We start from the raw sequence: 18,874 nt of genomic DNA on the forward strand, positions 1-18,874 counted from the left end.
GATTCACTATTTTAGAACAACTCATTAAAAAAATAAAGCATCACTTAGATTTACCGTAAACTGAACGGTTTATCAAGTTTCAATATTTTTAAATGTAAACTAATTTTATTTTTAAGTTTACATTTAGGGCGAAATCGTTTTATGATACCCATAAGACACAAATTAAAAAGAGGTACAACATGAATATTTTTATTACAGGAACAAATACAGATATAGGTAAAACTTATATCACAACGCAACTATTTAATTTATTACAAAATGCAGGCAAGTCAGTAGTAATTTTCAAACCCTTTCAGACTGAAGAAATTGGATTAGGATGTTATCCAGATTTAGAGGTCTATAAAAATGTATGCGGCCTTGGATATGAAGAGACATCGCTTTATACATTCAGAGATCCTGTATCCCCACACCTTGCCTTCAAGCTAGAGCCAAATCAACGCTTCAGTCGAGATAGTATAGTCACTAAATTAGCCTATTTAGAACAGCGGTATGACTATATTTTGATTGAGGGGGCCGGAGGAATCGCTGTGCCCATTTACGAAAATAATGATTACTGTTATATGACCAGTGATTTAATACGCGACACCGCAGATTTCATCGTTAGCGTAGTACCTTCAAAACTTGGTGCCATTAGTGATGTAATTGTCCATCAATCTTATTTAGAACAGTGTTCACTACCCACTAACGTCATAATCATGAACCACTTTAGTAATACAGCAATTGAACAAGACAATAAACATACACTTGAAAAATTACTTTCTAAAGCTGTATTCACTTGTGAAAGTCATAAGCAGAATCTGGAATCTTCAAAACAATTATTAGCAATATTAGAAGGAGCGATCAATGATGAACAATGAACAACTTGTAGCTAAAGATTTGAATTATGTATGGCATCCCTTTACTCAGATGGGTGTTTACAGAGAATCAAAGCCAATTATTATAAAGAAAGGTCGTGGCAGTTATCTATACGATACAAATGGTAATAAATATTTAGATGGTTATGCCTCACTGTGGGTAAATGTTCATGGACACAATAATAAGCAACTCAACCGTGCCCTACAACGACAACTAAAACAAATTGCACATTCTACTTTATTGGGTTCCTCAAACATTCCATCAATTGAATTGGCCGAGCAACTCGTTGACATTACACCCCAATCTTTACAGAAAGTGTTCTATTCAGATACAGGTAGCGCTGCCGTTGAAATCGCAATTAAAATGGCATACCAATATTGGAAAAATTTAGATGCCATACAATATGCCAAAAAGCGAAAGTTCTTAACATTACATAATGGCTACCATGGCGATACATTGGGAGCAGTTAGTGTTGGCGGTATCGATACTTTCCACCAAATATTTGAGGATTTAATTTTTGAAAATATTCAAATAACCAGTCCATCATTGTATCAAAGTACTTACGAAACGGAAGAAACAATGACCAAAGCTATTCTCGAAGAAATAGAAGCTATACTGCAACAACAAGCTGATGAAATTGTTGGTTTTGTTATCGAACCACTTATTCAAGGTGCTACTGGCCTTTTCGTGCATCCTCATGGATTTCTCAAAGCCGTAGAACAGTTATGTAAACAATATAATGTATTACTAATTTGTGATGAAGTCGCAGTTGGCTTTGGTAGAACCGGAACAATGTTTGCTTGTGAGCATGAACAAGTTGAACCAGATATTATGTGTTTAGGTAAAGCTATTACTGGCGGTTATTTACCATTAGCAGCAACGCTTACCTCTCAACGAATATATAATGCGTTCTTAAGTGATGCGCACGGTGTTAATACCTTCTTCCATGGTCATACATACACGGGAAATCAACTTGTTTGTGCAGTCGCTTTAGAAAACATCAAATTGTATAAACAGCATCATATTATACAGCACGTTCAACAGACTTCAAAAATATTGCATAATCACTTGCATAAAATTGCAAACCATCCACATGTGGGAGACATTCGTGGCAGAGGATTAATGTATGGCGTTGAATTAGTAGCTGACAAAGCAACAAGACAACCTTTATCTATAGAGGAAGTGGAAAGCATAATTGCTGAGTGTAAGGCATGTGGTCTGATGATTCGAAACTTAGAACATGTCATTACTTTTGTTCCTATTCTCACTATGTCTAAAAAGGAAATTAAAAAAATGGTACGCATCTTTACCAAAGCATTAACCACAATTCTTGATTAAATGGTTATGGTTATCATTACACAATTGTTTACAAAGAAGGTGAGTAGAATTTATTTTGAATCACAACTAAACACATTAAAGCAATACAAAACCTTTAGGCACTTAAACAATGTCGAGTACGTATCCAAAAAACACATCACAATCAATGCAAAAACCTATATCAATTTCACCTCAAACGACTATCTAGGATTGGCACAATTACCAATCAACATCAATCAACTCAATGATTATTTGTCGTACTATGGCATAAACTATGCAAGTTCTAGATTAGTAAGTGGCAATTCACAACTTTACCAAAATATTGAACGGCTATTCTGTTCACATTATCCGTTTGAAGATGCTTTGATTACAAATAGTGGTTATGATGCTAATTTAGCTATATTCAATATATTCAAAGATCAGGGTGGCATAGTATTTTCAGATGCTAGAAATCATGCCAGCATTATCGATGGCATTAAATTAAGCGGCTTATCCAAGCGCATTTATCCTCATTTGGACTATAATGCGTTAGATCAACAGCTCAGTCTGCATCCGACCACTACAAAGCTCATTGTTACTGATAGCATCTTTTCGACGCACGGAACTATGGCTGACTTGCAACAAATCATAACACTAAAAAAACGTCACCCTAACACATATATTGTGGTAGATCACGCACACGGTCTAGGCTTAAATCTTTACGACACATTAGAGGGTATTGATATTTTAACAGCCAGTTTATCTAAAGCACTAGGTACACAAGGTGGTATTATTCTGTGTTCTAACACAGTTAAACAACTCCTTGTAAATTTAGCAAGACCCCTCATTTATTCAAGTGCACTTCCGATATTTAACCTATACCAAATTGAGCGTAACTTACATTACTTATGCGCCCAATCATACAGAGCAACTAAATTAGTTCACTTGAGTCAATATTTCAATCGTTTAGCCAAAGATAAAATGAATACGCAGAATTGTCATACACTTTCACCTATAAAGTACATTGAATTTGACAGTTATAAAGACGCAGAAACCATTTATGAACAGTTATTGACAGAAGGTATATTGGTCAGTTATTTCCGTTATCCAACTGTTGATAGACCTATGCTACGGATTTCATTATCTTATTTTCATAATGAAGATGACATCAAGCTATTATTACAACTATGCCATAATCTAACCAAAGGAGATTAAATCATGTACAGCATTAAGATGCGTTCAAGCCAACAAAGTAAACATATTAGTGGTGCCGAAACGATTTGTGATGAACCTGCGATTGCCGATGTACTCCTTCGTTTTTTTAACAAGGGCTTTTATCACGAAAATGGCGCTATTGATTTCCTTAATTTAAAAATTGAAAAAGTAACACGTCCTTTAACAACTATTCAAAGTTTACCTATATACGACAACAATGACACTATTACAAATCTAGCTTCACAAGTTCATATTAACCCAGAAATTTTGCAAAAAGCATGGTCTTATATTGAAGACTCTAACAATTACAGTGGTGCAATCATCTTATCAGTTCATAATGGGCAACGTCTTGATGATACTGGCCTACGTGGCATCCGTGTAACGCGTTTTATGTTTGAAACACAACATAATTATAACGATCGCGTACAAGATGCTATCACAATTGCATCTTGTATTAATCAATTTCCAGGTGTTATTGCAGAACTTTGTGTCTCCGACGATTTAACATATACGACAGGTTACTTTGCTAGCACATCAACTGGCTACCAGCGTATTAAAAATATAAAGCAAAAAGGTTCTAGAAATGGTGGTAGAATCATCTTCGTCGACAATACAATAAACTTAGAAGCATACCGTAATTATTTAGAGATTTTACCTAAAAAAGTAATTGATACCAAAGCTTAATAATCTAACTTTTATCACTTTATCTGATACAGAACTTACATTGTGTTTGAATAGACAAAGCCGTTTGGGACATTAGCCTTTCAGACTAAAATAAAGTCGCTAATTTTTACTGATAAATGATTTGTAATTTTACTTAAATCTTCATTACTTAACTCATTTTTCATTTCTTGTTTTATCTTAAGGATAATTTCTGTCTCAATTAATTCATTATAAAGCGTCTTAGTTTTTGTAGTAATAACATATAAGAGCTGTGTATTATATGCGCGACACTTGAGGGAGTATGATGCGTGTCGAGACCGAGACTCGACCCAGACCCTTGGTAAGCGAGTGATAATAATACGCAGATTGATATCAATAACAAGCCCATCAAAGATTTTTGATCTTTGATGGGCTCAATGCTGGGTATTTATGTCCCAGACGCCTTTTGCGCTTTTATTCAATCTTAGAAATCATTCAGCTTTAATTTGGGATCTTCTTGTTTCTTTGTGCAGGATGTGAATATTTAATATGTTGCTGTCCTTTGCCATATAAATTTTCACGCAATGTAGTCCCTTCATATTCCGTTCTATATAGTCCCCGCTCCTGTAAAATGGGAATAACTTCATCGATTAACTCTTCAAACGTACCAGGATTATATGCTTGAGTAATATTAAATCCCGCTGCACCACCTTCTATGGCCCATGTCTCAAATTGATCAGCCACTTGTTCCTTCGTTCCTATAAATATAGCTGCACCATTACCAATACAATGATGTTTCAATGCTTCTTTAAACGTCCATTTTCGTGTGGTGTCCTTAGCATAATAATCTAAGTCAACTTGAATCGCATCTGTTTGAATATCTTCTACATAATCATCAGGATCAATATGTGAGAGATCGATACCTGTATGCCCACTTAATAACGTAGCGACACCTTCATGACTCACATACGACTCTAACGTCTTAAGCTTTTCATAGGCCTCCGCTTCCGTCTTACCCACAATTGGTAACACCATCGGAAAGACTCTAATATCACCTCGCTCTCTACCATATATTTCAGCTTTTTCTTCCATTTCAGCTACAAATCGTTTCAAATCTTCCAATGAGTTGTGCTTCGAAAATACAGCTTCTGCATGTTTTGCAGCAAAATGCTTCCCCCTTGTTGAGGCACCAGCTTGAAATAACACCGGTGTACGTTGAACAGAAGGCTCAACAAGATGAGGGCCATCAATATCAAAGTATTGACCATGAAACTTTACTGTATGCACTTTTTGCGGATTAGCATACGTATCTGTTGCAGCATCTTGAACCACTGCTCCATCTTCCCAACTCTCTTCCCACAATTTATATGCTACCTCTAAAAATTCATCTGCACGATTGTATCGTTCATCCTTTGATAAACGCTCAGGCAAACCCAAGTTCACCGCTTCACTTTTCAAATAAGATGTCACAACATTCCATCCTATCCGCCCCTGTGTTAGATGATCTAAAGTAGATAGCTGACGCGTCAAACTATAAGGTTGACTATATGTGGTAGAAATTGTGGGTACGAAACCAATATGCTTAGTGGCCGCTGCCATTGCAGATACCAATACTGTCGGCTCATGAGATGGTAATTGTACGGCGTATTTCGCTGACGTATCAAATGAATTATTATAAGTATTATACGTACCTAATACATCTGCAATAAAGACAGAATCAAATTTACCTTTCTCTAATGTTTGAGCCAAATTAATCCAAAAATCCAAGCGATTGTGCTTTGTGCCATGATCTTTTTCATGCTTCCATAAACCAGATGAATATGGCGATGGTGAATTTTGTACAAAAGCATTAAAATGTATTTTTTTGTTAGTCATCATGTACCGCCCCTTTTATACTTTAATTTTTAAATAACATTTTATTATTTGAATATTCAGTCTTTTGATGTCGTACTTCATCTCTCCTAGCCCCAATCATTCAGTTTCAACTTCTTGTGCAATATCCAGCTTCTGCTCAGAATGATGTGTTTCAATCGTGGTACTGCGTTGAGTAGAATGATCTGTCCTAAGTACTTTAAAAAATGAAATAATCATAAGTATTATAATGAGTGAAAATGGCAACGCTGTAATAATCATGAGATTTTGTATTGATTGCATCCCACCAGTATAGAACATAATAATTGCAAATAATGCCAATATGACACCCCAACTCACCTTCATGAATCCCGTTGGATTAAGCGAACCTCTTGATGTCAACATACCTAATACATATGTGGCTGAATCTGCTGAAGTAATAAAAAAGATTGCTACCACAATAATCGTCAAAATACTTAACGTAAATCCAAATGGAAAGTGTTCTAACACTGCAAATGTTGCTGTTTCAGTATTAAATGATGATATTTTAGCAATATGATTGGATTGTAAGTATAGTGAGGCACCTCCAAATACTGCAAAAAATACAAAGCATATCAATGCAGGCACAAACAACACACCTAATATAAATTCTTTAATCGTACGCCCTCTTGAAATACGTGCGATAAATATACCAACAAATGGCGACCAGGCAATCCACCACGCCCAATAAAACAACGTCCAATTTTTCATCCAAGAAAATCGTTTATCCTGTGAATCTAGTGGTAAAGTTAAACTCATTTTCAAGAAATCCGCCATATAATTTCCTAATGTATTGGTAAACATATTAAGTATGTATAAGGTAGGTCCAACGATAAATACAGCAATCAAGATAACAACAGCAAGAATCATATTGATATTGCTCAAATGTTTTATACCTTTACTAATGCCAGACCAAGCCGAAATAGTGAAAATCACTGTAGCCATAATGATAATAAAGGTCTGGACAAAGAGGTTAGACGGTACATCAAAGAGAAAATTTAGCCCATCATTGATTTGTGCAGTACCAAAGCCTAATGTTGCTGCCACACCTGTAACTGTTGCAATGACTGCCAATATATCACTCACATTACCGACATAACGTTGTATACGCCCCTCACCTAACAACGGTCTTAACATCGCACTAACTAATCCAGGGTAACCTTTATAGAAACTAAAGTACGCAAATACGAGCGCCACGATGCAATAAACTGCCCAGGCATGTATACCCCAATGAAAAAATGAGTATTGTAACGCAGATGCTATAGCCCCTTTGGAACCTTCTTTGTGTTCTGGAGAAAGAATAAACGCATCACTGATTGGTTCAGAAGTCGTCCAAAATACTAAACCCATGCCCATACCTGCACAAAATAACATTGAAAACCAAGATACTAACGAAAATTCTGGTTGTTCATCTGCCTTGCCCAATTTAATCTCCCTATATTTTGAAAATAATAAATATAAACACAACGCTAGAAAAATAACGACCAAAATAAGATAATACCAACTAAATTGAACCGCAATATATTGAGTCAAAGCAGTGGTAAACGTTTCAAATTGTTTCGTAAAAATTGCTCCATATAAAATAAATGCCGCACATATCGTAATAGAGCTAAGAAAAACAATGTTATATTTTACTTTCATAATACCTCCTTCGGCCTTTTAAACCTAAATCTAAATTACTAAGTTCAGCTATATAACAACATAATAAATCTACCCTTTTATTCCGATTGGTTTACTATGTTTTAATGTACGATACACTACTCTCAATAGGCTGTCAATCGAATTTATGCTTTTTATATAATTAACAAGATATGATTCCCCATTGATAATTAGCGGCACACACCCACATTTCAAGCTTTCTCAGCACCTATCTCTACATAATAATAATCTTTATTAGCTTTTAATTATTATTAATTGATAATAAATTAAAATTATATTATTTAATTAGTTAAAATTTGCAATAAAGTTATTTTTGAAATATTATAGATGATAATTACTTACGTCTTTGAACACAAAGGAGTCATGTTAATGTCAGATCACCTTCAAAGGGGTTTAAGTAATAGACACATTCAGTTAATTGCAATTGGTGGTGCAATCGGCACCGGTCTATTCTTAGGATCAGGTCAGACTATATCATTAACTGGATCATCTATTATTTTTACATATTTAATAATCGGTGTAGTTCTATTCATGTTTATGCGGGGACTGGGAGAATTATTACTGAGCAATTCAAGATATAAATCATTCGTAGATATTGCCAATGATCAGTTAGGTCCATACGCTGGTTTCCTAATTGGTTGGACTTACTGGATGAGTTGGATCACTTCAAGTATGTCAGATTTAACTGCTATGGGTTCCTATGTCAGTTATTGGTCTTCTAATATACCAAACTGGCTTACTATTTTATTTATTGTGCTGTTATTAATGGCTTTCAACTCTTTAGGCTCTAATTTATTTGGAGAAATCGAATTTTGGTTCTCTATGATTAAAATAATTACGATTATTGTATTAATCGTCGTCGGATTAGCTTTTATTATCTTAGGATTTAAAACAAACCATTCAACTGCAAGCTTTACGAACTTATATGACAACGGTGTCTTTACACATGGCGCATACGGTTTCTTGATGTCATTCCAAATGGCGGTTTATTCATTCATTGGTATTGAATTAATTGGGGTTACAGCTGGAGAAACGAAGAATCCTAACGTCTCTATACCACGTGCCGTCAATAGCGTGCCTATTAGAATCTTATTATTTTATATTGGATCTCTGATTGTTATCATGTCTATTACACTTTGGGACCATATTTCAGCTGATAAAAGTCCATTCGTACAAGTATTTGCACTCATCGGTATACCATTTGCAGCAAGTGCGATTAACTTTGTAGTATTAACTGCTGCTGCATCTGCTACAAACAGTGGTATCTTTTCTGATAGTAGAATGTTATTCGGATTAGCCCAAGATAAACAAGCACCTGCAATTATGGGTAAGACAAATAAACACGGCGTACCTCATATTGCAATGTTTATTTCAACATCAATATTGCTTGTTGCAGTGATGTTAAACTATATTTTCCCAAATACGATACAACTGTTCATTTATATTACAACGATTTCGACAGTGTTGTATTTACTCGTATGGATTCTCATTATTGTTTCTTATATAAAGTACGCTTATACGCATAAAGAAGAACATAAACAGAATGTTTTTAAATTAAAAGGCGGCTTTTTATCGGGTTATGCCGTACTTGCATTTTTCTTTTTTGTATTCGTATTATTATTCTTTTCTGATGATACTAGACGCGCTGTATACTTCTTGCCTATATGGCTACTCGCAACAGCACTAATGTACCTGAAAATTAAACGTAAAAAAGAACAAAGCAACCAAGAAAACTTAAATAAAGAAACAGCTTTAACAGATAAATAGCATTTAAAAATAACATCTACACTCAATATAAACAGAGTCATGGTATAACCTTTATACATAAGGCACCTCGTTCATTTACTAAACTAAATGAACGAGGTGCCTTATTTTTGGGTATTTTAATACAATTATCATTACTTTTGCACAGTATTTTGGCGAGACTCCTGAGGGAACAGGACAAGCGGAAGACTACAGGCTGAAGCTGGCCCCTAGGAAAGCGAGCCAACAATACCATATATTTGAATACAAAGAAGCACTCAGATGATTGAATTCAATTGATCTGAGTGCTATATTTCTAGAATTAAGCCTATAGGCTCTCTAAAACTATCAAAAACAACTATGGAACAAATACCTTATTTATCAAATTTCTGAAGGATTAGCTCCTGAAGTCTTTTTACGTAAATCATATTCAATTTCTTCTAAACTACGTCCACGTGTTTCCGGTAAGTATTTAATTACAAAGATCATTGCTAACACACCAATAATTGCAAAAATCAAGAATACCCATTCTGTACTTAATGCTCCATTTAATACTGGGAAAAGTTGTGCAACTAATAATGTACCAAAGTTAAGCACTAAAGCAGCCATACCTGTCGCTGCACCTCGCGCTCGCATTGGGAACATTTCTGGTAACATAACCCAAAGAATAGGTCCCCAAGTTAATCCAAAGAATACGATAAACAGTGATAAACAAATAATAATGATAATTGCAGACGATTCAATCCCAATCGTCCATATTAAGATGGCCATTATTAATAATGAAGCAATCATTCCTATATTACCTGTAACTAATAATTTCTTACGGTCAATTTTATCAGCGATAAATACAGCTATAATCGTCACAATCACATTGACTGTACCAATACCGACAGTTCCTAGAATAGACGTTGCTTCACCTAATCCTGCCTTACTAAATATTGTAGGTGCATAGAAGATAATCGCATTGATACCGACAATTTGTTGAAATAGTGCAAATACACAACCAATAATTAACGTTGGTCTAAGCCATGGCGATTTTAAAATTGCCCATGTTGACTCAGATACTGCTGAAATTTCTCTCATCTCTTTGATTTCTGTATTGATTTCTTCTTCATCATTAAACGTAATCTTCATCACATCACGCGCTGCTTGTTCGCTACGATGTTCCAATAACCATCTCGGACTCTCTGGCATAAATGCAATTCCTACCAATAAGATGACAGAAGGCACTACAGCTAAACCAAGCATCCATCTCCACCCTTCCATATCTGAAAAAGCAAAATTAACGAGATAAGCTGCTAATATACCAATCGTAATCATTAACTGGTTTAATGAGCCTAATGAACCACGGTATTCCGTTGGCGCCATCTCCGATAGATATACAGGTACTGTTGCCATTGAACCACCAACAGCCAAACCAATAATTAATCTACCCAATACTAAGATAGGCATATTAGGCGTAAATGCCATAATTAAAGAACCAACAATATAAACGATAGCAATCATTAACACCAGTCGTCGTCTACCAATTTTATCTGATAGCGGTCCACTGCTCCCTGCACCAATAATTGCACCCACTAACATAGATGCTACAACGAGCCCCTCAGTAAAGCTATTCAATGGAATATCATCATGTATAAATAATAACGCCCCAGATATGACACCGTTATCATAACCGTATAACAAGCCACCTAGCGCTCCCAAAATAAATATTAAACTTTTATTTACTTTCACTTTATTACAACCCCTTCAAATTTATTATTTAATTATAATCTTATTTTGAAAGCGTTTCAAATAGAAATTTACTTTTCTTTCATTTTAATTCGATTTTTAACTATATATACATTAGTAACTAATATAGTTTAATGTAATTGTTCCTATTTGCATGAGTTACTATTAAAAAATATCTAACAATTAAATTTAGATTAGCCTTCTGAAGAATTTGAAGAAGCATTGACAGCCAAAGACTGCGTTAAAGATGTATCACGAAAACACACTCAAATAATATGAATGCTTGTAAAAATAAAGAATCTGAACCATAAATACCCAGCATTAAGCCCATCAAAGATTTTTAATCTTTGATGGGCTTGTTATTGATATCAATACTGCGTATTGTTATTATTCGTTTACCTAGGCGGCTGGGGCGAGACTCGGTATCGACACTCATCCTACCCTCTCAGGTGTCTCAGAAACAATACGCAGTTCTTATATGTTATTACTATGAGCTAATAAATGTTATGTGCTTGTGCTGATTTATTTAGAAATGACTGGTTAAAACGTTCATCGCTCTGACGCGCAATTTGTAAAGCTTGGATCATCGCCCATAATACAAACAAACTGCCAATCGTATCCGTAAAATAATGCGCTTGTAAATAAATTCTAGAAATCATGATTGAGATAATAAGAACTGTGCCGATGACATATAAAATGCTATTACGTTTCAACAATAGAACCAATGTCACTAACAAGCAAACACTTAACACGTGCATACTTGGAAAGCTATAGCCATCTATCGAAACGCTCGGTCTCGGACGTTGGATGATATTTTTTAAGAATGTGCCAATTAACAAGACACAGAAGCACCAAAATCCATACCACCAAAATTTAAATTTATTTACAAAAAACAACACAGCTAAAATCAATAATATGAGTATCAAACAATTTAATGGTGAAAAAACATCCGAAATAATGTGTAAATAACGTTCCACAACATCACTAGTGAATGTGTGATGTAACCAGCGATACACAAATCCATCTAAATTATTCGTTAAATTGAGATGAATACAAATCATTAATACTAATAAACATAAGCTAGGCGGTAGTATCTTCCAATAATTTTGCATGTATTTCTAATTCCTTTCCTACTCTTAAGTTGTCATTTTAGAGATACGCTACACCTTTGCATAGCAAACGTTAAAATGAAACAGTACACTGCTTATCTTTAGATAACATGAATATGATTCATAAGATAAAACAGCTTATATAATATTGCACTTAAATTCTAGTAAAACAGAATATTACTACAACCTCAATCGTACTTTAGGACTACCTAAATAAAAAGTGCATATCTATGCATAAAACGCATATACATACAAAATTTATACACTGTCAAATCTTTGTCTTTTTGTATTATTATTCTGCCTGCTGTATATAAAACGCCCCCTTCTTTACGCTACAACAGCGAAACAAGGGGGCATTTATATCAGATTAACTTACGTACGATTAGCTCATTAATTTACTTTTTATATGTTGACGTTCATTTTCAGGTAAAAAGGCGAAATTAATTGCGTTTTGATTAATTGTTTCGATTTGATCTAACGTAATCAAATGATGCTCCAACAATAATTGGTATTCTTCATTTAAACTCGTCTGCGTCACGGTACGATTATCTGTATTGATCAAGAATGGGATTTCCTCTTGTAATAAGTAAGGCAAATTCAAGTCACTTAAGTCTTGTATCGCTTTGGTTTGAATATTACTTTTGGGACACATTTCTAAAAGAATATTTTGCGCTTTTACTTCTTGTAATGCTACCTCATCTTGATTTATTGCTACACCATGGCCAATACGTTTTGCGCCTAATCTAATCGATTCCATCACATTATGCATACAACCACATTCACCTGCATGTAAAGTTAAATTAAAGCCTTTATTCACACCGTATTCAATCTGTGTTTCAATTGTATTTGGTGGAAATGGTGCTTCTGGCCCTGCAAAGTCAATCCCACAGACAAATTGACTATTTCGTTGTTGTAAATAATCAAATAGCGCTGTATTTACTGTTGCGTCTTGCTGGCGCATCGCACAAACCAACAGATTCACTTTGATACCCGTCGAGGCAACAGCCGTCTCTACACCTGCTTCTACCGCTTCAAATATCTCTGGCAACCCAAGTCCTTTTTCCATATGTAACATTGGTGCAAAGCGAATCTCTATATATTTTACATTGTCACGATCAGCTTGGTTTACAACATCAACTACTGCTCGTTTCAAGCTATCTGTCGTTTGCAATACTTTTAGTATTTCATCAAAACATTGCAGATACTCATCTAGACTTTCACAAGCTTCACTAACTATCAAATTGTCTTCGATTAGTGGTATTTGCTGTTCAGCAGCTAATTGTTTAATCAAGTCACTACTTACCGACCCATCTAAATGGCAATGCAATTCTACTTTAGAAATGTCTTGAATGCACTTTTTCATCGTCATAACCTTCCTTACTTGAAAGTCATCATCTATAATCATTTATCACAAATGGTATAACTTATTCAAAATTTATTGATATACTATAACATTTTGAATAAATTATTTCTATACAAATGATAATTCATTATAATTTTGTGCAAATTTAACCTCATCCTAAAGCTTGCGTAGTCGCAATTAGCACACAAAGTGCCACCAATGCGCTTATGCATAATACGACGCTTATCTTTAACTCTTTTAAAAAGTGTTTACGGTGTTGTCCTTTATTCACAAGGACTATACCCACTATCGCACTGACAACCAAAATCACAAGAAAAATAACTGCGACAAGATTTAACATTGCCATATCAGTCAACGCTCCATTCACGATTCAAATCATTTTTTATGTCATACATTGATTTCTTATTATCATCACATTTATTTATTTTTAATATAAGCATGTGATTTTAAATAAGAAATGATATAACGTACAGATTCCTCAACACTATTTTGTTCCGTATCAATAACAATTTCAGGATCAATCGGTTCTTCATACGGTGCATTGATACCAGTAAAGCCTTGAATTTCACCATTTCGTGCTTTTTGATAAAGGCCTTTCGGGTCTCTCGCTTCACACTCATCTAAACTACATTTTGTGTAAACTTCAATAAATTCATCATCTTCTAGCAAGTCACGTACAGCATCTCTATCTTCTCTGTATGGAGAAATAAATGCCGTCACTGTAACTAATCCTGCATCTACCATAAGTTTGCCAACTTCACCAATACGGCGAATATTTTCCTTACGATCTTCCGGACTAAAGCCTAGATTATTATTTAAACCATGACGAATATTGTCACCGTCTAAACGATAAGTTTGTACTTGTTGTTTAAACAGTTCTTGTTCAAGTGCCACAGAAACTGTAGATTTACCAGACCCGGATAAACCTGTAAACCAAATCACTACACTTTTGTGTTTATTTCGATGTTGTCTTTCTACTTTTTTCACTTCTGAATCGTGCCATGTAATATTTTTAGATGTACTCATCACTAAACTCCTTTGACTGTTATTTCTCTTGTAAACCTCTAATTAATACTTCAGCTACTTCCGGTCTTGAGAATTCTTTAGGTAATGATTCGCCATTTCTCAATTTTTCTCTTACTTTTGTTCCACTTAAATGTAAGTGATCAGATGCATCGTGTGGGCATGTTTTTGCAGTTGCCATGTTTTCACATTTTTTACAGTAAAAAGCATGTTCAAATTTTAAGATGTGAATCCCTAACTCAGCTTCATATTGCGAGATAAGTTCTTGCGCTTCATATGTGCCATAGTAATCACCGACTCCAGCATGATCACGACCGACAATAAAGTGTGTACAGCCATAGTTTTTACGTACTGTCGCATGTAAAATTGCTTCTCGTGGTCCTGCATATCTCATTGCAGCTGGATAGATAACTAAACGCGTGCGGTCAGCAGGATAATAATGTTTTAATATCGCCTGATAACTTTCCATTCTAACTGCCGCAGGTATATCGTCAGATTTAGTCTCTCCCACTAAAGGATTTAATAGTAAACCATCAACTGATTCTAGCGCTGCTTTTTGAATATATTCATGTGCTCTATGCACTGGATTTCTAGTCTGAAAACCAACAACCGTCTTCCATCCTAAGTCACTAAATAATTGTCTTGTTTCAACAGGATCTAGATGAAAATCTACAAATTCGTCATGCTTTGGTCTATCCACTAAATGAACTGGACCGGCTAAGTATACGCTGCCTTTTTCGTAGACTTTTTTCACACCTGGGTGGTCAACATCTGTTGTACCATATACTAATTTCGCTTCTTTTTCTTTATCATAAGTGTATTTTTCTTCTAAATCTAACACACCATAAAGATGATTATCCTCACCATATAAAGCAACTCTATCTCCAATATTTAATTCGTTTGCTTGAGCTTCATCCACTGGTAATGTAATAGGAATACTCCATACCAATCCATTACTTAAATGCACATTCTCGACTACTTCTGTATAATCTGCCTCGCCCATAAAGCCTTCTAACGGACTGAAACCACCAATCGAAATAAGTTCTAAATCAGATAAACTCCACGGATTTAGTGTTATAGCAGGAAAATTTTGCGCTTCTTGAATTAATTGCTCTCTTTCTGCACCTTCTACTTGTCTATTAATTAATGTGCCACCATGTGGTTGTATTGTATTATTTACAGGTTTATTTGTTACTGTCATTGTCATACACTCCCTTTAATTATTAATCTAGTTCATTTACGTTGGCCTTTTTTTTAGATACTGAAAAAGGTAATTTTTTATTTTGTGATAATGCAAAAATAACCAATCCTATCCAAACGACAATTAATGCTATTTTTATAGTCAATGCTACTGTCGTTCCTGGGTTAAATACACTTAATAGCGAACTACTATTTGTAAAGATAATTAATCCACTAACACAAACTGCCAATATATTCATAGGTAGAATTTTGACAAACCATGCTGCGATAGGTGCTGCTAACATACCACCGACACTTAATGAAATTACAAGTGCCCAATTAATTTGATCCCAACCAAGGAATATAATAAAACCTAACGATGCTGAAATAGTTACAAAAAATTCACTTGCAGATACCGTACCGATTGCATAGCGCGGTTCTAATTTTTTCGAAGCTAGTAATAATGGCGTATTGACCGGACCCCAGCCACCACCGCCTACTGCATCTAGAAAGCCTGCTACTAAGCCTTGTGGTATCATAGAAAAACGACTGCCTTTGTCGGGATTTATTTCGTCAGAAAGCTGTTGATTTCTTTTAAATAGAAACTGGTATAAGATGTATAACCCCATACTTAGTAAGAACACGGCGATAAACGGTTTAATTAAGTCGCTATGAATATTACTTAGGAATGCGGCGCCTATAAATGCAGTAATTGCACCTGGAATCGCCAACTTAATTAATGTAGGTTTATGCACGTTCTCGAATTTCAAGTGTGATGTACCGGATGCTGCTGTTGTCGCAATCTCTGAAAAATGAATCGTTGCGGAAGCAATAGCTGGCGCCACACCAAATGTTAATAATATAGATGATGAGGATGCACCGAAGCCCATTCCTAATGACCCATCTATCAATTGTGCAAGAAAACCAGCAAGTGCAAAGATAAATAATTTATGCATGCGTCGTACCCCTTTCGATTTATTAGGTTATTGAATCTAACCATGTTCTAACTTCATATTGTTTATGTTTGTTTAAATAGTCTGAAGACAGAATGTCCTTAAGAAATTGCTTTCTTTCAGATGCTGTTAATTGGCTCTGTTTAATACGTTGTCTACACTCATATAAAAAATCCACATAGGCTTCATAGTGTTCATCATAACGATCACGAAATTCTTGTAGTATTTGAGAAGTGAGTCCGGGACTAGCACCTTGTGTTGATACACTTAGCGTCAATTTCCCTCTTTGCAGTATACTTGGAAATGCAATATCTCCAGCAGTAACATCTTCTGCATAATTTACTAATGCATGATGGGGTTTCGCCTCCAACACCTGTTTATTTGTAGCAGAATCATTTGTTGCCACTATAATCAACGATGCTGTTTGAACATCTGCTACTTGAAATTCTCTTTTACACCATTTAATCACAGAATTTTCAAATAACTTTTGCAATACATCCGTAAGTGTTGGACTGATGACAAGTATATGCTTAGTATATTGTGCTAATGTTTGCACTCTACGTTCAGCCACCTTGCCACCACCAATCACTACAACTTGTTTATCTGATATATCAAACATAAGTGGAATCAAAGGCATGTCCTCACTTCTCTCTATACATTTCATTATCTACTGATTCACTAATTCAAATGTTTCTAACACTCTATCTCTTAATGCATGCTGTAAATACTTATGATGCCCTAGTCTATGACAGAGTATAATGTCGCTATCTACATCATAACTATTCACAGTACTATCAATGTGTTGTTCCAATATGCCTGTAAACCATAGATAAGGCACAACAAATATTTGAGAATGTTTAGCTTCAACTGCTTGCTGCAGTGCTTCCTCAAATTTAGGGCCACAAGCTGCTAAATAACAAACATCAATATCGTTCAATTCTGTGAGATCATATAATTGATCTCGTATAGCTGTAATGTCTTTTTGTGTCTGTGGATTATAACTACCTCTTCCTATAACCAACACTTTTGCATCATCATTAGGTTTAATACCTGTCTCAGCAATTCGCTCTTTCAACACTGACGTTAATCGTCTTTGTACCCCTAAAGGTTGGCCATATGACACTTCTACATTAGGAAATTTCAACTGATTTTCTTCAATTTCTGCCGGAATATCTTTAAAGTAATGCCCAGCACTTAACAATAACACCGGTACAATTGAAATTTGAGTCGCACCTTGTGCAACTAACTTTTCAAATCCTTGAGATAAGTTAGGGCTTGTTAATTCTAAAAAGCAAATTTCCTGTAGCGGGATATCTATTTGTACTTTTACTTTTTCGATAAATGATTTCGCTTCTTCAACAGCCTCAGCAACTCTACTGCCATGACTGACATATAAGACACCTCGCACACTAACCCCTCCTATTACTGATAAGTCAACTTAGCAACTGCTTCATCCACAGGTAATGTCTCAAACCAACTTATCTGATCTCTTAAACGAACTACTTCACCGACAACAATCATCGCTGGATTTTCAATATCTTTAGCTATCTCAACAATATTGTCCAATGTACCGACAACCGTTTTTTGATGTTCAGATGTACCTAGATGTACGAGTGCGACCGGTGTGTCTACTGAACGACCATTTGTCGTTAGTAATTCACAAATTTCCGGTAATTTTTTCACACCCATATAAATACATAATGTTTCTGGTCCTAATGCTAAATGTTTCCAATATTCATCTTTATCAATACCTTTATTGATAACACCTGTAACAAACGCTACAGACGAACTATAATCACGGTGTGTCACAGGTATACCAGCATAAGCTGGGGCAGCTATTCCTGAAGTTATACCAGGTACAACTTCAAATGGAATATGCTGCTCTGCTAATACCTCTGCTTCTTCTCCCCCTCTACCAAAAATAAAGGGGTCTCCACCTTTTAAGCGAGTGACAGTAAGCCCTTTTTTGGCCAAACTCACTAACATTTTATTAGTATCTTCTTGTGGCAATGAATGATGGTTTGGATCTTTACCACAATACATAAATTTGGCTAAAGGTGAAGCATGATTTAATAGTTCTTTATTTACCAAACGATCATATAAAATAACATCCGCTTGTTCTATTGCTTTTAAACCTTTTACTGTTATCAAATCAGGATCTCCTGGACCTGCGCCTACTAAATATACTTTGCCCATCCTGTCACCACTTTCTCTAT

16 protein-coding genes are annotated in these 18,874 nt (G+C 35.2%); 5 read left to right on the forward strand and 11 right to left on the reverse strand.

All coding sequences use genetic code 11. The features are described 5' to 3' along the window. The first annotated feature begins 179 nt into the window (after positions 1-179). Genes bioD through ACF91D_RS13520 form a run of 4 tightly spaced genes read left to right on the forward strand, consistent with a single transcriptional unit; the run spans position 180 to position 4,050 of the window. Positions 180-857 carry a dethiobiotin synthase gene (gene bioD, locus ACF91D_RS13505; RefSeq protein WP_107511866.1) on the forward strand — a complete coding sequence of 226 codons (678 nt, stop codon included), beginning with the start codon at positions 180-182 and terminating at the stop codon, positions 855-857. Continuing rightward, on the forward strand, positions 844-2,193 hold the full coding sequence (gene bioA / locus ACF91D_RS13510) for an adenosylmethionine--8-amino-7-oxononanoate transaminase (RefSeq protein WP_107589746.1): 1,350 nt from the start codon (positions 844-846) through the stop codon (positions 2,191-2,193). The genes bioD and bioA overlap by 14 nt, the downstream gene beginning before the upstream one ends. Positions 2,194-2,199: 6 nt before the next feature. Then, positions 2,200-3,366 (forward strand): aminotransferase class I/II-fold pyridoxal phosphate-dependent enzyme, encoded by a 1,167-nt coding sequence (locus ACF91D_RS13515; RefSeq protein WP_182476698.1) that lies wholly within the window; start codon positions 2,200-2,202, stop codon positions 3,364-3,366. A 3-nt stretch (positions 3,367-3,369) separates the two neighbouring features. Next, positions 3,370-4,050: a 6-carboxyhexanoate--CoA ligase gene (locus tag ACF91D_RS13520; protein WP_107589747.1), complete on the forward strand. Its 681-nt coding sequence runs from the start codon at positions 3,370-3,372 to the stop codon at positions 4,048-4,050. A 459-nt stretch (positions 4,051-4,509) separates the two neighbouring features. Here the strand turns inward: ACF91D_RS13520 and ACF91D_RS13525 are convergent, their stop codons facing one another. Next, complete coding sequence (locus ACF91D_RS13525; RefSeq protein WP_107589748.1) at positions 4,510-5,883, reverse strand: LLM class flavin-dependent oxidoreductase; 1,374 nt, start codon at positions 5,881-5,883, stop codon at positions 4,510-4,512. A 96-nt stretch (positions 5,884-5,979) separates the two neighbouring features. Beyond that, positions 5,980-7,539 carry a BCCT family transporter gene (locus ACF91D_RS13530; RefSeq protein ID WP_107589749.1) on the reverse strand — a complete coding sequence of 520 codons (1,560 nt, stop codon included), beginning with the start codon at positions 7,537-7,539 and terminating at the stop codon, positions 5,980-5,982. A gap of 387 nt (positions 7,540-7,926) precedes the next feature. Here ACF91D_RS13530 and ACF91D_RS13535 point away from each other — a divergent pair, with 387 nt between their 5' ends. After that, positions 7,927-9,324 (forward strand): amino acid permease, encoded by a 1,398-nt coding sequence (locus ACF91D_RS13535; RefSeq protein WP_392437185.1) that lies wholly within the window; start codon positions 7,927-7,929, stop codon positions 9,322-9,324. 357 nt (positions 9,325-9,681) lie between these two features. On the opposite strand, the gene glcP is transcribed toward ACF91D_RS13535, so the two are convergent. The 9 genes from glcP to cobA all read right to left on the reverse strand — a co-directional run bounded on the left by glcP (position 9,682) and on the right by cobA (position 18,854). Next, positions 9,682-11,034, reverse strand: a complete 1,353-nt coding sequence (glcP, locus tag ACF91D_RS13540) for a glucose transporter GlcP (RefSeq protein WP_042737659.1) — start codon at positions 11,032-11,034, stop codon at positions 9,682-9,684. Positions 11,035-11,525: 491 nt separating this feature from the next. Beyond that, a complete protein-coding gene (locus tag ACF91D_RS13545; protein ID WP_107526528.1) occupies positions 11,526-12,143 on the reverse strand; it encodes a phosphatase PAP2 family protein in 618 nt (205 codons plus the stop codon). A gap of 379 nt (positions 12,144-12,522) precedes the next feature. Further along, on the reverse strand, positions 12,523-13,503 hold the full coding sequence (gene add, locus ACF91D_RS13550; protein WP_107589750.1) for an adenosine deaminase: 981 nt from the start codon (positions 13,501-13,503) through the stop codon (positions 12,523-12,525). 417 nt (positions 13,504-13,920) lie between these two features. After that, positions 13,921-14,529 (reverse strand): adenylyl-sulfate kinase, encoded by a 609-nt coding sequence (gene cysC, locus ACF91D_RS13555; RefSeq protein ID WP_042737663.1) that lies wholly within the window; start codon positions 14,527-14,529, stop codon positions 13,921-13,923. A 19-nt stretch (positions 14,530-14,548) separates the two neighbouring features. Beyond that, positions 14,549-15,727, reverse strand: coding sequence for a sulfate adenylyltransferase (gene sat, locus ACF91D_RS13560; protein WP_042737664.1), 1,179 nt, complete (start codon positions 15,725-15,727; stop codon positions 14,549-14,551). A 22-nt stretch (positions 15,728-15,749) separates the two neighbouring features. Beyond that, positions 15,750-16,661 (reverse strand): sulfite exporter TauE/SafE family protein, encoded by a 912-nt coding sequence (locus tag ACF91D_RS13565; protein WP_042737665.1) that lies wholly within the window; start codon positions 16,659-16,661, stop codon positions 15,750-15,752. Positions 16,662-16,683: 22 nt separating this feature from the next. Next, a complete protein-coding gene (locus ACF91D_RS13570; protein WP_042737666.1) occupies positions 16,684-17,295 on the reverse strand; it encodes an NAD(P)-binding protein in 612 nt (203 codons plus the stop codon). A 30-nt stretch (positions 17,296-17,325) separates the two neighbouring features. Further along, positions 17,326-18,066: a sirohydrochlorin chelatase gene (locus ACF91D_RS13575; protein ID WP_107589751.1), complete on the reverse strand. Its 741-nt coding sequence runs from the start codon at positions 18,064-18,066 to the stop codon at positions 17,326-17,328. Between the two features lie 14 nt (positions 18,067-18,080). Next, positions 18,081-18,854, reverse strand: coding sequence for a uroporphyrinogen-III C-methyltransferase (gene cobA / locus ACF91D_RS13580; RefSeq protein WP_042737668.1), 774 nt, complete (start codon positions 18,852-18,854; stop codon positions 18,081-18,083). Positions 18,855-18,874: the final 20 nt, after the last annotated feature.

This window comes from Staphylococcus sp. 231237_7MaSpsaltlick (assembly GCF_043107035.1).

Bases quoted from the DNA above. Each gene is read 5' to 3' on its own strand.
- add (WP_107589750.1), bottom strand. From the start codon at position 13,503: ATGAAAAAGTGCATTCAAGACATTTCTAAAGTAGAATTGCATTGCCAT.
- ACF91D_RS13570 (WP_042737666.1), bottom strand. From the start codon at position 17,295: ATGCCTTTGATTCCACTTATGTTTGATATATCAGATAAACAAGTTGTA.
- cysC (WP_042737663.1), bottom strand. From the start codon at position 14,529: ATGAGTACATCTAAAAATATTACATGGCACGATTCAGAAGTGAAAAAA.
- ACF91D_RS13535 (WP_392437185.1), top strand. From the start codon at position 7,927: ATGTCAGATCACCTTCAAAGGGGTTTAAGTAATAGACACATTCAGTTA.
- ACF91D_RS13515 (WP_182476698.1), top strand. From the start codon at position 2,200: ATGGTTATCATTACACAATTGTTTACAAAGAAGGTGAGTAGAATTTAT.
- ACF91D_RS13525 (WP_107589748.1), bottom strand. From the start codon at position 5,883: ATGACTAACAAAAAAATACATTTTAATGCTTTTGTACAAAATTCACCA.
- ACF91D_RS13520 (WP_107589747.1), top strand. From the start codon at position 3,370: ATGTACAGCATTAAGATGCGTTCAAGCCAACAAAGTAAACATATTAGT.
- cobA (WP_042737668.1), bottom strand. From the start codon at position 18,854: ATGGGCAAAGTATATTTAGTAGGCGCAGGTCCAGGAGATCCTGATTTG.
- sat (WP_042737664.1), bottom strand. From the start codon at position 15,727: ATGACAGTAACAAATAAACCTGTAAATAATACAATACAACCACATGGT.
- bioD (WP_107511866.1), top strand. From the start codon at position 180: ATGAATATTTTTATTACAGGAACAAATACAGATATAGGTAAAACTTAT.
- ACF91D_RS13530 (WP_107589749.1), bottom strand. From the start codon at position 7,539: ATGAAAGTAAAATATAACATTGTTTTTCTTAGCTCTATTACGATATGT.
- ACF91D_RS13565 (WP_042737665.1), bottom strand. From the start codon at position 16,661: ATGCATAAATTATTTATCTTTGCACTTGCTGGTTTTCTTGCACAATTG.
- bioA (WP_107589746.1), top strand. From the start codon at position 844: ATGATGAACAATGAACAACTTGTAGCTAAAGATTTGAATTATGTATGG.
- ACF91D_RS13545 (WP_107526528.1), bottom strand. From the start codon at position 12,143: ATGCAAAATTATTGGAAGATACTACCGCCTAGCTTATGTTTATTAGTA.